The 14,166-nt window shown below is 60.6% G+C and carries 13 protein-coding genes and 1 riboswitch; of the genes, 11 read left to right on the top strand and 2 right to left on the bottom strand.

What is annotated here, in order from left to right; genetic code table 11:
- Positions 1 to 3 precede the first annotated feature (3 nt).
- The 3 genes from FHT87_RS27885 (at position 4) to FHT87_RS27875 (ending at position 3,124) form a co-directional block, all read left to right on the top strand.
- Positions 4 to 1,827 (top strand): ABC-F family ATP-binding cassette domain-containing protein, encoded by a 1,824-nt coding sequence (locus tag FHT87_RS27885; RefSeq protein WP_183734480.1) that lies wholly within the window; start codon positions 4 to 6, stop codon positions 1,825 to 1,827.
- Positions 1,828 to 1,930: 103 nt separating this feature from the next.
- A complete protein-coding gene (locus FHT87_RS27880) occupies positions 1,931 to 2,329 on the top strand; it encodes a VOC family protein (protein ID WP_183805918.1) in 399 nt (132 codons plus the stop codon).
- A gap of 165 nt (positions 2,330 to 2,494) precedes the next feature.
- Positions 2,495 to 3,124 (top strand): DUF5666 domain-containing protein, encoded by a 630-nt coding sequence (locus FHT87_RS27875; protein WP_183734478.1) that lies wholly within the window; start codon positions 2,495 to 2,497, stop codon positions 3,122 to 3,124.
- A gap of 50 nt (positions 3,125 to 3,174) precedes the next feature.
- Here the strand turns inward: FHT87_RS27875 and FHT87_RS27870 are convergent, their stop codons facing one another.
- On the bottom strand, positions 3,175 to 5,016 hold the full coding sequence (locus FHT87_RS27870) for an ABC transporter ATP-binding protein/permease (RefSeq protein WP_183734477.1): 1,842 nt from the start codon (positions 5,014 to 5,016) through the stop codon (positions 3,175 to 3,177).
- A gap of 148 nt (positions 5,017 to 5,164) precedes the next feature.
- Positions 5,165 to 5,242, top strand: a riboswitch (SAM riboswitch).
- Positions 5,243 to 5,289: 47 nt separating this feature from the next.
- Here FHT87_RS27870 and metA point away from each other — a divergent pair.
- The 6 genes from metA to FHT87_RS27840 all read left to right on the top strand — a co-directional run bounded on the left by metA (position 5,290) and on the right by FHT87_RS27840 (position 11,183).
- Positions 5,290 to 6,213: a homoserine O-succinyltransferase gene (gene metA / locus FHT87_RS27865; protein ID WP_007825420.1), complete on the top strand. Its 924-nt coding sequence runs from the start codon at positions 5,290 to 5,292 to the stop codon at positions 6,211 to 6,213.
- A 140-nt stretch (positions 6,214 to 6,353) separates the two neighbouring features.
- Positions 6,354 to 7,376: an aldose epimerase family protein gene (locus FHT87_RS27860; RefSeq protein ID WP_183734475.1), complete on the top strand. Its 1,023-nt coding sequence runs from the start codon at positions 6,354 to 6,356 to the stop codon at positions 7,374 to 7,376.
- Positions 7,377 to 7,488: 112 nt separating this feature from the next.
- The gene (locus FHT87_RS27855; RefSeq protein WP_183734474.1) at positions 7,489 to 8,262 is read left to right on the top strand and encodes a GntR family transcriptional regulator; all 774 of its coding nucleotides are present in this window, start codon (positions 7,489 to 7,491) and stop codon (positions 8,260 to 8,262) included.
- The gene (locus tag FHT87_RS27850) at positions 8,259 to 9,290 is read left to right on the top strand and encodes an SIS domain-containing protein (RefSeq protein ID WP_183734473.1); all 1,032 of its coding nucleotides are present in this window, start codon (positions 8,259 to 8,261) and stop codon (positions 9,288 to 9,290) included. The genes FHT87_RS27855 and FHT87_RS27850 overlap by 4 nt, the downstream gene beginning before the upstream one ends.
- A complete protein-coding gene (gene nagA, locus FHT87_RS27845; protein ID WP_183734472.1) occupies positions 9,290 to 10,441 on the top strand; it encodes an N-acetylglucosamine-6-phosphate deacetylase in 1,152 nt (383 codons plus the stop codon). Before FHT87_RS27850 ends, nagA begins: the two co-directional genes overlap by 1 nt.
- Before the next feature lie 13 nt (positions 10,442 to 10,454).
- Positions 10,455 to 11,183, top strand: a complete 729-nt coding sequence (locus FHT87_RS27840; protein ID WP_183734471.1) for an SIS domain-containing protein — start codon at positions 10,455 to 10,457, stop codon at positions 11,181 to 11,183.
- A gap of 129 nt (positions 11,184 to 11,312) precedes the next feature.
- Here FHT87_RS27840 and efp read toward each other — a convergent pair whose 3' ends face one another.
- On the bottom strand, positions 11,313 to 11,882 hold the full coding sequence (gene efp, locus FHT87_RS27835; RefSeq protein WP_064696465.1) for an elongation factor P: 570 nt from the start codon (positions 11,880 to 11,882) through the stop codon (positions 11,313 to 11,315).
- 149 nt (positions 11,883 to 12,031) lie between these two features.
- Between efp and epmA the strand changes: the two genes are divergently transcribed.
- Both epmA and FHT87_RS27825 read left to right on the top strand, forming a co-directional pair.
- Entirely contained in the window at positions 12,032 to 13,096 is a 1,065-nt protein-coding gene (gene epmA, locus FHT87_RS27830) for an EF-P lysine aminoacylase EpmA (RefSeq protein ID WP_183734470.1), read from the top strand.
- Complete coding sequence (locus FHT87_RS27825; RefSeq protein WP_183734469.1) at positions 13,093 to 14,145, top strand: lysine-2,3-aminomutase-like protein; 1,053 nt, start codon at positions 13,093 to 13,095, stop codon at positions 14,143 to 14,145. The genes epmA and FHT87_RS27825 overlap by 4 nt, the downstream gene beginning before the upstream one ends.
- Positions 14,146 to 14,166 lie beyond the last annotated feature (21 nt).

Below are 14,166 nucleotides of genomic sequence, written 5' to 3'. Positions count from 1 at the left end.
TTCTTGGCGCCTCCCATTCTGAAACTCGACGATATTTTCCTGAGCTTCGGCGGCACGCCGCTACTTGCCGGCGCGGCCTTGCAAGTGGAGTCCGGCGACAAGATCTGCCTCGTCGGCCGCAACGGCTCGGGTAAATCGACGCTTCTGAAGATTGCTGCCGGTCTCGTCGATGCCCAGTCCGGTGAGGTCTTCCGGCATCCGGCATCAACGGTGCGCTATCTGGAGCAGGCACCGGATTTTGCCGGCTTTAAGACCGTGCAGGCCTATGCCGAAGCGGGGCTCGGGCCGGGCGATGATCCTTACCGGGTCACATACCTGCTGTCGCACTTAGGGCTGACGGGCGAAGAGGACCCGAAGAACCTTTCCGGCGGCGAGGCGCGCCGCGCAGCGCTTGCCCGTGTGCTGGCGCCGGAGCCTGATATCCTGTTGCTCGACGAGCCGACCAACCATCTCGACCTGCCGACCATCGAATGGCTGGAAGGCGAACTGCAGAAGACGCGCAGCGCGCTGGTGCTGATCTCGCACGACCGCCGCTTCCTCGAGAAGGTCTCGACAGCGACCGTCTGGCTCGATCGCGGCACGTCGCGTCGGCTCGACAGGGGCTTTGCGTTTTTCGAGGCCTGGCGTGATCAGGTGCTGGAGGCGGAAGAGATGGAACAGCACAAGCTCGGCAAGGCGATCGAGCGCGAAGAGCACTGGCTGCGCTATGGCGTGACGGCACGGCGCAAACGCAATATGCGACGGCTCGGCGAGTTGCAGACCATGCGCTCACAATATCGTGGCCATAAGGGGCCGCAGGGAACCGTGCAGGCGACCACATCCGACGCACAGGAATCCGGCAAGCTTGTGATCGAGGCCGACAAGATTACCAAGAGCTATGACGACAGGCCGATCGTCGCGCCGTTCTCGATCCGCGTGCATCGGGGCGATTGTATCGGTCTGGTCGGTCCCAACGGCGCCGGCAAGACGACGCTTCTGAAGATGCTGACCGGCCAGCTTGCGCCTGATAACGGTACGGTGAAGCTTGGCACCAATCTCGAAATTGCCACTCTCGACCAGAAGCGCGAAGATCTGAACCCCGAGGATACACTTGCCAACTATTTGACGGATGGGCGTGGCGAAAACCTGCTGGTCAATGGCGAGCAGCGGCATGTGACCGGCTACATGAAGGAATTCCTGTTCCAGCCGGAGCAGGCGCGCACACCGATCAAGAACCTCTCCGGCGGCGAGCGTGCCCGGTTGATGCTGGCGCGCATCCTGTCGCGGCCGACCAACCTGCTGATCCTGGACGAACCGACCAACGACCTCGACATCGAGACGCTGGATCTGCTGCAGGAAATTGTCACAGGTTTTCCCGGCACCGTCATCCTCGTCAGCCACGATCGCGATTTTCTCGACAGGACGGTGACCTCGACGATCGCGCCTGCCAATCCGGAAGCGCCGGACGGACGCTGGATCGAATATGCCGGCGGCTATTCCGATATGCTGGCACAGCGCAAGGGTGCCGCCGAAGAGCGCCGCAAGGCTGAGAAGGCGGTGGAGAAGCCGAAGTCGCAGGAGGCTGCGGCTGCCGCTCCGTCCGTCTCGAAGGGCAAGCTCTCCTACAAGCAGAAATTCGCGCTCGAAAACCTGCCGAAGGAAATGGCGAAGGCGGAGGCCGAGATCGCCAAGCGCGAGAAGAAAATGGCTGATCCGAGCCTCTTCACCAAGGACCCGGCGACGTTCAGCCGGCTGGCATCGGAAATGGAGAAGCTACGCGAAAACCTGACCAAGATGGAAGAGGAATGGCTAGAGCTCGAAATCTTGCGGGAAGAGCTGGAAGGTTGATCGGAATAAAAATTTCTCGAATGTCGGATCGGGTGGTTATTGGCCGTCCTTGGGCCGAGCGTGATCAACGGCATGGTGCCGCCACGTCATAAGGGAGATTTTCATGCGCATGATTTTCGTGAACCTGCCGGTCAAGGACCTCGTCAAGTCGAAGGAGTTCTTCTCGGCGCTCGGCTTTTCCTACAATCCGAATTTTACCACCGACGACGCTGCCTGTATGATCGTCGAGGAAAATATCTACGTGATGCTGCTGACCCACGGTCACTTCCAACAGTTCATCGAAGGCGATATCGCCGATACGTCCAAGGGCAAGGAAGTGCTGACCTGCCTTTCGGCCGGCAGCCGCGCCGAGGTGGATGACTACCTGAAGAAGGCGCTGGCAGCCGGCGGCAAGCCCTGGAAGCCGATCCTCGACATGGGTCCAATGTACGGATGCAGCTTCCAGGATCTCGACGGTCATGTCTGGGAAATCATGTATATGGATATGTCTGCTGCCGGCTGAGCCGGTATTTCCAAAGATCTGGTGTGGACTTCCGGTATCCGGGATCGAGTTGCCGGAGTCCATTTTCTCTCACTTTTCCTTGATTCGTCAGTGTTGCGTCATGCGGCATAGAGTGCCGCTCGGCAGCCGGGACCGTGCCGATCAGAGGCAAGAAGGAAGAGTCACATGTCTCGCAAATCCTATACCGGACTATTCATGGCGCTTGCCGCCAGCAGTTTTGTCGTGCTCGGCCTTTCGCAGGCAGCGAGCGCGCAGGAAACGCAACGCATGCGCGTGCGTGGCACGATCGAGAGCCTTAGCGGCGATACACTGACCGTCAAGACCCGCGAGGGCAGCGACACGACGGTGGCACTTAAATCGGGCTGGAAGGTCGCTGGCATCAAAAATGCGTCGGTGGACGACATCAAGGTCGGCGATTTCGTCGGCGTCGCCTCCCTGCCGAAAGGCACAGGTCCCGATGGTGCCATCGAGGTGCTGATTTTCCCGGCAGCGATGAAGGGTACCGGCGAAGGCAACCGTCCGTGGGACGTGCAGCCGAACAGCTCGATGACGAATGCGACCGTCAGCAATGCGGTCAAGGCCGTCGATGGTCATACGATCACGCTGACTTATCAAGGCAAGGAAAAGACCATCTCGATTGCCGACGGCACGCCGATCGTCACCTTTGCGCCGGCGACGAAGGACGACCTGAAGCCGGGTGCAGGCGTCATCGTCATGGCGGAAAAGGCAGCCGACGGCAGCATCTCGGCCGCGCAGGTCACCGTCGGCGTCCACGGCGTGATGCCGCCAATGTAAGACACACAGTTCCGGACGCAAAACCGCTACATAATTTTATGGGAATTGCCTTAAAGCGCCGGGGCGCGGGCTGCCGCGGCGCTCGACCCGAGAACCGAAACTACCGGCTCTTCCTCGGATTTCGAGGGCAGCGCCAGCAGATGCAATGTGCGCGGATGCAGCGCTTCCAGATAGGTCTCCGAGCGGCCGATATAGATCATGCCGGTGTCCGGCATAGTGGCAAGCAGCTTCGTCATCGTATGCTGCCATTCCGGCTCCATGCCCTCGAGCACTTCGTCGAAAACGACCCAACGGGGCTTGACGAGAAGCAGACGGGCAAAGCCGATTGCCTTTTGCTCGTCGGCGTCGAGAAGCTTGTCCCAGCGCGCGCGGCTGTCGAGTCGGGCAACCAGCGCATGCAGACCGGCAGCCTCAAGCGCGGCTTCGATGGCCGCCGTGTCATAGGCCTCGGGTTTTTCGGGGAATGAGATTGCCTCACGCAGCGTTCCGCCGGGGACATAGGCGACCTGCGGGATGAACAGGATGTCGGCAATCGGCGGCAGACCCATCGTACCTTTACCGCACGGCCAGAGGCCGGCCATGGCCTGGAAGAGCAGGCGGCGGTTCACGCTGTGATCGCCGTTGATCATGACCTTCTCGCCGGCCTTGATCGTAACATCCGTTTCGCGTATCCGGAAGCCGCCGCAATCCTCGATGTCTTCGCCAAGCTTGGCGAAGATGACGATATTCTTCAGCGTCAGCGTATCTGCTGCGGTTTCCTCATAAACGATGGCGTCCTTCAGATCGAAGTCGTCGTCCATCTCCTGCAGTGCCTGGCGGAAATCGGTGACGCGCATCAGCGTGGCGCGCCATTCGGCGATCGGGCCGAAGTTGGCGACATACCAGCGCAGTGCCGTGTTGACCTGGTTGAAGGCCCCGACCGACATCATCAGCTGGCCGAAGGTAAGGCCGCCGGAGAAATAGGCGGGTGCTGCAACGATGATCGGAATGACGATGACCAGCCAGCCATAACCTGCCGAAACCCAGGTGAGGTTGGTATTGGCCATGGCGAGACGCTTGATAACCGCGAGAACGTTGCTGATGTCGATATTGATGCGCTTGCGCTCGTTTTCCTCGCCGTGCGCCACTGTAATCGCTGGCATGTTCTCGTTGGCGTGCATCAGCGCGAAGCGCAATTCGGCTTCCTTGGAGAAGCGGTCTGCATTGAGCTTGACAAGTTTGCGGCCGACGACCTGGCTTAGTACCGAGGCCGATGCAGCATAGAAGATTGCCGCCCAGACCATGTAGCCTGGAATGGAAAAACTGTAGCCGCTGATATGGAAGATGAAGCCGCTCGAAAGCTCCCACAACACGCCGATGAAGCTGACGAGTAGTATGGTCGACTGCAGGAGGCCGAGCACGAGACCGGTGGTGCTTTCGGCCAGGTTGCGGGAGTCCTCATGCAGCCGCTGGTCCGGATTGACGCCGAGAATGCCGATGGTAGAGAGTTTGAGGGCGCGCTTGCGCTTCAGCCATTGATCGACGAGATCGCGCGAAAGCCCTTCGCGCATATAGAGCGCAGTCATCTGGTTCAGCCAGGCCTGCAGCACGTTGAGTAGCAGTAGCGCGCCGGCGATCATCGCGAAGATTTCGAGCTGGTGGAAGAACTCTCCAAGATCACGGCGTTCGAGGGAATCGTAGAAGGGGGCGTTCCATTCGTTGAGGATCACCTGTCCGTAGGCTGTCGCCAGGATGATGACGACAAGCAGGATCGCAAGCCCCACGACCTTGCCGCGGACCTGCGAATTCCAGAATGCGGAGAACATCACTCCAAGCCGATATGTCAGGCTGAGATCATACCCTACCCGGTCCTGACTCTGGATGCCCCTCCCCCTTTCGATGTTATTTGCCATTACAAGTTTCCAAATCCGCCCATCCCTATATTAATAACATGGGGGCGTCACTGGTCCATCAACAGATTCCGCCACGCATAAAGAAAGCGTGATGGCTTTTGCAGCTATCTGCATTGACAGTTGATTCGAAGCTGGACTGGCGCTATCTAGGATGCCTTGTGGTGATTTGGCCGGCCGGCTTGCAGCCACGTTAAATAAGTCGCTAAAGGGCCGCGTGCGGACCGGTAGCGATTCTTTCGCCGCCGGTTTTTTATTTTGATCGAGTTGACCGCAATGCCCATCAAGATCCCCGATACGCTGCCCGCCTTCGAAACCCTTGTGAACGAAGGTGTGCGGGTGATGACCGAAACGGTGGCGATCCGCCAGGATATCCGCCCGCTGCAGATCGGGCTGCTGAACCTCATGCCGAACAAAATCAAGACCGAGGTGCAGATGGCGCGCCTGGTGGGTGCTTCGCCGCTGCAGGTGGAATTCTCGCTGGTCCGTGTCGGCAACCACAAGGCCAAGAATACATCTGAAGAACATCTGCTCGCCTTCTACCAGACCTGGGAGGAAGTGAAGCACCGCAAGTTTGACGGCTTCATCATCACGGGGGCGCCGATCGAGACGCTGCCTTACGAGGACGTTACCTATTGGAAGGAAATGCAGCAGATTTTCGACTGGACCCAGACAAACGTCCATTCGACCATGAATGTCTGCTGGGGCGCGATGGCGGGGATTTATCATTTCCACGGCGTGCCGAAGTATGAGCTGAAGGAAAAGGCCTTCGGCGTTTACCGCCACCGAAATCTCAAGCCCTCTTCCGTTTATCTCAATGGTTTCTCTGACAATTTCGAGGTTCCGGTGTCGCGCTGGACCGAGGTGCGCCGGGCCGACATCGAGAAGGTCGACGGCCTCGAGATCCTGATGGAATCGAGCGAGATGGGCGTCTGTCTCGTCCACGAGCCGAAGGGTCGGCGGCTCTATATCTTCAATCACGTCGAATATGATTCCACGTCTCTCTCGGACGAATATTTCCGCGACGTGAATGCCGGCGTGCCGATCAAGATGCCGCACAATTACTTCCCGCATAACGATCCGGCACTTGCGCCGCAGAACCGCTGGCGCAGCCATGCGCATCTGCTTTTCGGCAACTGGATCAATGAGATCTACCAGACGACGCCCTACGATATCGAAGAGATCGGCTCGGACATCTGAGCGTTACAGGGTGGGTTTAGAAATGGCGCCGTCGCACTTCCGCGACGGCGTTTTGTTTTCTGGGTCCGCCCGGTTGCGATTTGCAGCGAATGGAGGCAGGTTCCGGTTCCTGAATCCTAGGGATGGAGTGAGCGTCGATCATGGTGGACAAATTGGAACGGGAAGTTTTCGGACAGACGAAGGAGGGGGAGACCGTCCATCGCGTCGTCATCCGCGGTGGTGGACTGACGGTCAAGGTGTTGACCTGGGGTGCGGTTATCCAGGACGCGCGGCTGGAGGGCCATGATGCGCCGCTGGTGCTCGGCTTCGAGGATTTCAGCAGCTACCTCGCCCATTCGCCCTTCTTCGGGGCAACGCCGGGCCGCTGCGCCAACCGCGTCGGCGATGGCAAGTTCACGCTCGACGGCAAGGCTTACCAACTCGAACTCAACGAGAAGGGCGTCACGCATCTTCATGGCGGCAGCAACAATATCGGCACGCTCGTCTGGACGATCGTCGAACACGAGGCCGACCGCGTAGTGCTGAAGATCGTCGACCGCGATGGCCGTGCTGGTTATCCCGGCAACTGCACGATCCAGGCGACCTATCGTGTGCATGGCAATGGCGAGCTTTCCGTCAATTACGAGACGACGACGGACCAGCCGACGATTGCCAACGTCTGCCAGCATTCCTATTTCAATCTCGATGGCCGCGAAGATGCCTTGGCGCATGAGATCATGATCGCCGCCGACCACTATCTGCCGACCAATGAGAAGCAGATACCGACCGGCGAGATCCGCCCTGTTGAGGGGAGCGAGTTCGATTTCCGCGAGATGGCGCCAATGAAGCGCTTCGTCAGGCAGGAGCAGGCCCTCTACGACCATAATTTCTGCTTATCGAGCGAGCGCACGGGCAAGCGCTCCGTCGTGCTTGCCCGCAGCCTGCATTCCGGTGTTTCGCTGGAAGTGCGCACGACAGAGCCGGGCGTGCAGTTCTATGCCGGTTTCAAGCTCAACGTGCCCGTGCCGGGTCTCGGCGGCCGTAAATATGGTCCCTTCGCCGGCTTCTGCCTGGAAACACAGATCTGGCCTGACGCGATCAATCACCAGGGCTTCCCCAATGCGGTGCTGCGCCCAGGCGAAGTGCTGCGTCAGGAAACGGATTACATCTTCACGAAGAACTGAGTTCGTCGTCCTATCTGGATCAATGAACCCTCGCGGCGTCCGGCGAGGGTTTTTCTTTGATGGAGCGAATCCGGCTTGCTGATTGGTTCTAAATAGGTTCTATTATCTATCCATGGATAGAACCAGTCTGGTCGCAGAACTGAAGGGCCGCGCGCTGCACGACGAGGCGGCAGCAGGACCGCTTTACAAGCGGCTGGCGCAGGCGTTGACCGGCCTTATCCAGGAAGGCCTCTTGAAACCCGGCACGGCATTGCCCGGCGAGCGCGATCTGGCGGAAGCGCTGAAGCTCGGCCGCGTCACAGTGCGGACGGCCTATCGCGATCTCATGACATCAGGTGCGCTGGAATCGCGTCATGGCAGTGGCACTTTCGTTTCCAGCAAGGTGGAGCGCATGGAACAGTCGCTCTGGCGGCTTTCCTCCTTCTCTGCGGACATGCGTTCGCGCGGGCGCTCGCCAGCGGCGAAGATCCTGTCCCGCACCGTCAACAATCCATCCCCTGAAGAATCCTTTCTGCTCGGCCTCGGCGTCGACGAACCGGTGCTGCGGCTCGACCGCCTTCGTCTGGCCGACGGGCTGCCGCTCGCCATCGAGCGCGCCGTCGTACCCGTCAAGTTTCTTGGCGAGGATGCCGGCGGTGAAGGCTCGCTCTACGATGCGCTCGCCCAGAGTGGCCACAAGCCGGTACGCGCCATACAGCGATTGACGGCCGTCACGCTTGATCCGTCATCGGCCGCTATTCTCGATGTCAAAGCCGGCGCGCCGGCCCTTCTGATCGAACGCGTTTCACGCCTGGAAGACCAGCGCGTCGTTGAATACACCCGCTCGCATTATCGTGGCGATGCCTATGATTTTGTCGCCGAACTGAGAATTGGAGATGACCTATGAGTGAGAACCAGTCGCTGATGCTGCAGGAGGCCGGCCAGTCGCCCGAAGTGGTCGCTACCCTGCTCGAAAAGGAAAAGCCGGTCTTCGCCGAAATCATCCGGCTATTCTCGTCCACCCGCCCAAGTGTCGTGACGACAGCGGCGCGCGGCTCTTCCGACCACGCCGCGACCTTTTTCAAATACCTCTTCGAGATCACCTGCGGCGTGCCGGTCGCCTCGATCGGCCCGTCCATCGCTTCCGTCTATAATGCGCCCCTGCATCTGAAAGGTGGCATCCATTTCACGGTTTCACAGTCGGGCGCCAGCCCGGATATCGTTGCTTTGCAAGAAGCGGCCAAGAAGGGCGGAGCGACGACGATTGCCGTCGTCAACGTCACCGACAGTCCGCTCGCCAAGCAGGCCGATATCGTTCTCGGCCTCAATGCTGGCGCTGAAAAGAGCGTTGCAGCAACCAAGTCCTTCATCGCATCCGTTGCCGCCCTTGCTGGCGTTACCGCTGCGATCGACGGCAAGGCCGATCTGCAGACCGCGCTCGATAAGCTTCCAGCCGCTCTCTCTGCGACGTCCGGTATCGATACGAAGGCTGCCGAGGATGTACTGTTCACCGCCGCATCGCTTTATACCGGTGGACGCGGTACGGCCTTCGCCATTGCCCTCGAAGCAGCGCTGAAGGCCAAGGAGACGGCCGGCTTGCATGCCGAGGCCTTCTCGCTCGCCGAGCTCATGCATGGACCGATGCGCCTCGTGCAGCCGGGCTTCCCGATTGTCGGCTTCGTGCCGGAAGATGCCGCCTTCGACAACAATGTGAAGGCACTGGAGCGGCTGCAGACGCTCGGCGCCACCACCGTGCCCTTCTCGACAAAGCCGCTCGCCGGCGTCAATCTGCAGGTTCCCACGACCGGCAACGGCCTCATCGATCCCCTGGTTTCGCTGCTCGTCTATTATCGCCTGATCGAGTCCGTCACCCGCCGCAAGGGTTTCGATCCGGACAAGCCGGCAAACCTGCTCAAGGTGACGGAGACCGTCTGATGACCCGCAAGATCTTCACCGGCGCACGTATCTTCGACGGCGAACGCTTCCACGATGAGCGGGCGCTGATCGTCAAGGACGGACGCATCGAGGCGATCGTCGGCCGCAATGATCTGCCCGAAGGCCAAGTCGTGACGCTTGATGGCGGCGTCCTGTCTGCCGGGTTCATCGATGCGCAGGTCAACGGCGGTGGCGGCCGCATGCTGAACGATGAGCCGTCGTCTGACTCCATGTACATGATCGCCGATGGGCATCGCCCCTATGGCACGACGGCGCTTCTGCCGACTCTGATCACCGATACGGCCAAAGCAACGGCCGCTGCGATCGAGGCGGCGGAAGTCGCTGTAAAGACCAATCGCGGCGTTGCCGGCCTGCATCTGGAAGGTCCGCATCTGGCGCCGGCGCGCAAGGGTGCGCATCTGGCCGAATTGATGCGCCCTGTCGAGGACAAGGACGTTAAGGCCTTCATCGCTGCACGCGAGGCGATCGGCACACTGCTCGTCACGATCGCGGCGGAGCAGGTGACGGTTTCGCAAGTGCGCGAACTCAGCGAAGCTGGCGTCATCGTCAGTATCGGCCATTCCGATAGCACCAGCGAGGCGGCGGAAGCTCGTTTCGACGCCGGCGCGCGGGGTGTCACGCATCTCTTCAATGCCATGAGCCAGCTGGCGCACCGCGCGCCGGGGCTCGTCGGGGCGGCGATCGACCATCCGGCCGTCTGGTGCGGCATCATCGCCGATGGCCACCACGTCGATCCGAAGGCGCTGCGCACGGCGCTGCGCGCCAAGCGTGGCGAAGGCAAGCTGTTCTTCGTGACCGACGCCATGTCGCTCGTCGGCTCGGAGAAAGATACGTTCACGCTGAATGGCCGCACTGTGCGGCGCGAGAGAGGCGGCTTCTGTTCCAAACTCGTGCTTTCGGACGGCACGCTGGCAGGCTCGGATGTCGATATGGCTTCAACGATCCGCTACGGCGTCACCTATCTGGATCTGACGCTTGCCGAAGCGCTCAGGATGGCGACGCTCTATCCAGCGCGTTTCCTGCGGCTTGCCGATCGAGGCCACCTTTCGCCGGGCGCGCGCGCCGATCTCGTGCATTTCTCCGATACGATCGACGTGAAGGCAATTTGGCTCAGCGGCGAAGCAGCGTAAAGGAGTATGGGCGATGACTGACATCACCGATGCCTATTTCTCCGATCTGATCGGCCGGCTGCAAGAACTGAAGCAGGCGCTTGCCGAGCCGATGGCGCAGGCCGCTGCCGTGATCCTCGAGGCCGCCCGTGACGATAAGCGCGTCTATGTCTTTGGCACCGGCCATTCGCATATGTTGGCGGAAGAGGTGCATTACCGCGCCGGCGGGCTTGCCTTCACGGTGCCGGTTCTCGTCGGCTCGGCCATGCTGCATGAGGGCGCGGTCATCAGCTCCGTCTATGAGCGGACGCAGGGCCTGGTGCGGCCGATGCTGGAACGCTACGGCATGCAGCCGGGCGACGTCATCATCATCGCTTCCAATTCCGGCGTGAATGCTGCACCGATCGAAGCAGCCGATTATGCGCGCGAGATCGGTGCCCAGGTGATCGCCATCACCTCGATCGCCTATTCGACGGCGATCGCCAATGGCCGCCGACGACTTGCCGATGTGGCCGACGTGATTCTGGACAACGGGCTGCCGCCGGGTGACGCCGTTCTTGATCTCGACGGCACGGGCCTTCGGGTCGGGCCGGTGTCGACGGCGGTCGGCGTGACTGTCATCAACGCCATTTTCGCGGAGGTCGCCTCCGAGCTTTCCAAATCCGGGGATGCGCCGGTCTATCTCAGTGCCAACATGCCGGGTGCTGCCGAGACCAACCAGAAACTGGTCAAGAAGTACCGGCCGCGCAATCCGCATCTTTAAGGGAAAGAGAGGCCGGCTTTTGCCGATCTTCTCCATCCAACCGTGTCGTCTCAAAATCAACGGTCCCAAACGAAAACGGCCCGAAGCGGGTGCTTCAGGCCGTTCGAATGTCTGGAAACCGATGCGCGATCAGTCCTTGGCGCGCTCGACGTAGGAATTGTCTTCCGTCGCGATGACGACGCGGGTACCGGCATCGATATGCGGCGGAACCGAGGTGCGGATGCCGTTGGAGAGCATAGCCGGCTTGTAGGAAGAAGATGCCGTCTGACCTTTGACGACCGGTTCGGTCTCGACGATCTCAAGCGTGACGTGGCGCGGCAGTTCCAGCGCCAGCGGGATACCTTCGTGGATCGACAGGATGCAGGTCATGCCTTCCTGCAGGTAGGCCTTCTGGTCGCCCATGGTTTCAGCACTGACGACGACCTGGTCGTACGTCGCCGGGTTCATGAAGTGGAAGCCCTCGCCATCTTCGTAGAGGTACTGGAAATTGACGTCTTCCACGAAGGCGCGCTCGACCTGTTCGGTGGTGCGCCAGCGCTCGGAAACCTTCACGCCGTCGACGATGCGGCGCATGTCGACCTGAGTGACCGGCGTACCTTTGCCCGGATGGAAATTCTGAGCCGTGAGAACGACGTAGAGCTTGCCGTCGACATCGAGAACGTTGCCCTTGCGGACCGAGGAGGCGATGACCTTGACCATAAGACTTCCTTGTAAGTCGGCTTTCGGCGTCGTAGAGGACTGTCGGAATGGCCCTGAAGACGCAAAATGTTTTTCTTCGGGGGCGCACTAACCTAAAATCGCGGAAATAGCCACCCCATCCCGGCCGAATCCGGCGAGGAAAACGTTGAATGAACCCCACGAGCGCCAAAGCGTCTCCCTGGTGGACACCATCAGTGCATGCCGATCGCCGCCCGTTCCTCGTCGGGCGCAATGCGATCCAGGCAGCCCTGCGCGGTTATTTCGCCCGCGAGGACTTCATAGAGGTCGATACCGCCACGCTGCAGGTGTCACCGGGCAACGAGGCGCATCTGCATGCCTTTGCCACACAGGCGCTGACGACGGACGGTCAAGCGGCACCCTTCTATCTGCACACGTCGCCGGAATTTGCCTGCAAGAAGCTGCTTGCGGCCGGTGAGCAGCGCATCGCTTGTTTTGCCCATGTCTATCGCAATCGCGAGCGCGGGCCGCTGCATCATCCGGAATTCACCATGCTGGAATGGTATCGGGCGGGCGAAAGCTATGAGAGCCTGATGATGGACTGCGTGCGTTTGCTGGCGCTTGCCGCCGAAACGGTCAAAGCGGCAAAGCTCACCTATCGCGGTGCTGAGTGCGATCCTTTCGCAGGACCGGAGCGGGTGAGCGTCGCAGAAGCGTTCAGCCGCCATGCCGGTATCGATCTTCTGGCGTCGGTTTCCGCCGACGGCTCGACGGATCGCGAGCATCTCGCCGCCGAAATGCGGCGGGTCGGCATGCGCGTTGCCGATGACGATCATTGGGCCGATCTTTTCAGCCGGGTGCTGGTGGAAAAGGTCGAGCCGCATCTCGGTTTCGGCCGCGTCACCATTCTCGATGAATATCCTGTTCCCGAAGCCGCTCTTGCGCGGCCGTCTGGGCACGATCCGCGCGTGGCTGAGCGTTTTGAGCTCTATGCCTGCGGCGTCGAGCTTGCCAATGGTTTTGGCGAATTGACCAATGCTGCCGAGCAGAGGCGCCGTTTCGAGATCGAAATGGCGGAGAAGATGCGGATCTACGGCGAGGCCTATCCGATCGACGAGGACTTTCTGGCGGCGCTTGCGATCATGCCGGAAGCAAGCGGCATCGCGCTCGGCTTCGACAGGCTGGTGATGCTGGCGACGGGTGCATCGCGGATCGATCAGGTCCTCTGGGCGCCGGTTGCGGAGTATGGTCGATGAACGCTATGCGCCCGATAAAGAGTGTCGATGATCTCGTCAGGGCAGGGCTGGTCGAGGAAGCCGAACGGCTGGCGCTCGATGAGGTCGCCATGCGTTACGCCATCGCGCTGACGCCCGCCATGGCGAGGCTGATCGATCATGGCGATCCGGTCGATCCGATTGCGCGGCAATTCGTGCCTGATGCCGCCGAGCTCGTCACCACGCCCGAAGAACGGGCCGATCCCATCGGCGATCAGGCGCACAGTCCGGTCGAAGGCATCGTGCATCGCTATCCGGACCGCGTGTTGCTGAAGGCGGTACATGTTTGCCCCGTCTATTGCCGCTTCTGTTTCCGGCGCGAGATGGTAGGGCCGCAGGGGCTTGGCACGCTCGATCAAACGGCGCTGGCGGCCGCCTTCGACTATATCCGCGGGCATGGTGAAATCTGGGAGGTCATCCTGACCGGTGGCGATCCGCTGGTGCTTTCACCACGGCGGCTTGGTGAGATTCTGAGCCAGCTTGCAGAGATCGAGCATGTGAAAATCGTGCGCTTCCATACGCGCGTACCTGTCGTCGATCCGCAGAAGATCGATGCGGCGCTGATCGCGGCGCTGAAAACGAGCGGCAAGACCATCTATGTTGCGCTTCACGCCAATCATCCGCGTGAGCTGACGGCGGAAGCACGCTCTGCCTGCGCCCGTCTCGTCGATGCTGGCATCGTCATGGTCAGCCAGTCGGTGCTCTTAAGGGGCGTCAACGATAATCCCGATGTCCTGGCGGAGCTGATGCGGGCCTTCGTCGAGACGCGCGTGAAGCCCTATTATCTCCACCATCCGGATCTTGCGCCCGGCACCAGCCATTTCCGGCTGTCGATAGAGGAGGGGCAGAAGATCGTCGCCTCGCTTCGCGGCCGTATCTCGGGCCTCTGCCAGCCCACCTATATTCTCGATATTCCCGGCGGTTACGGCAAGGCTGTGATCGGCAAAGGCGCTGTGCAGGCGACCGGTGAGGGTTGCTATTCGGTTTCGGATTATCGCGGCGACGAGCATTCCTATCCGCCTGCCGGTTAACGCAAAAACGCGCACCCGGCG

This window comes from Rhizobium sp. BK316 (assembly GCF_014193695.1).
GTDB lineage: Bacteria > Pseudomonadota > Alphaproteobacteria > Rhizobiales > Rhizobiaceae > Rhizobium.
The sequence above is the reverse complement of the archived record's forward strand: the minus strand, read 5'-3'. Positions and strand labels throughout refer to the sequence as shown.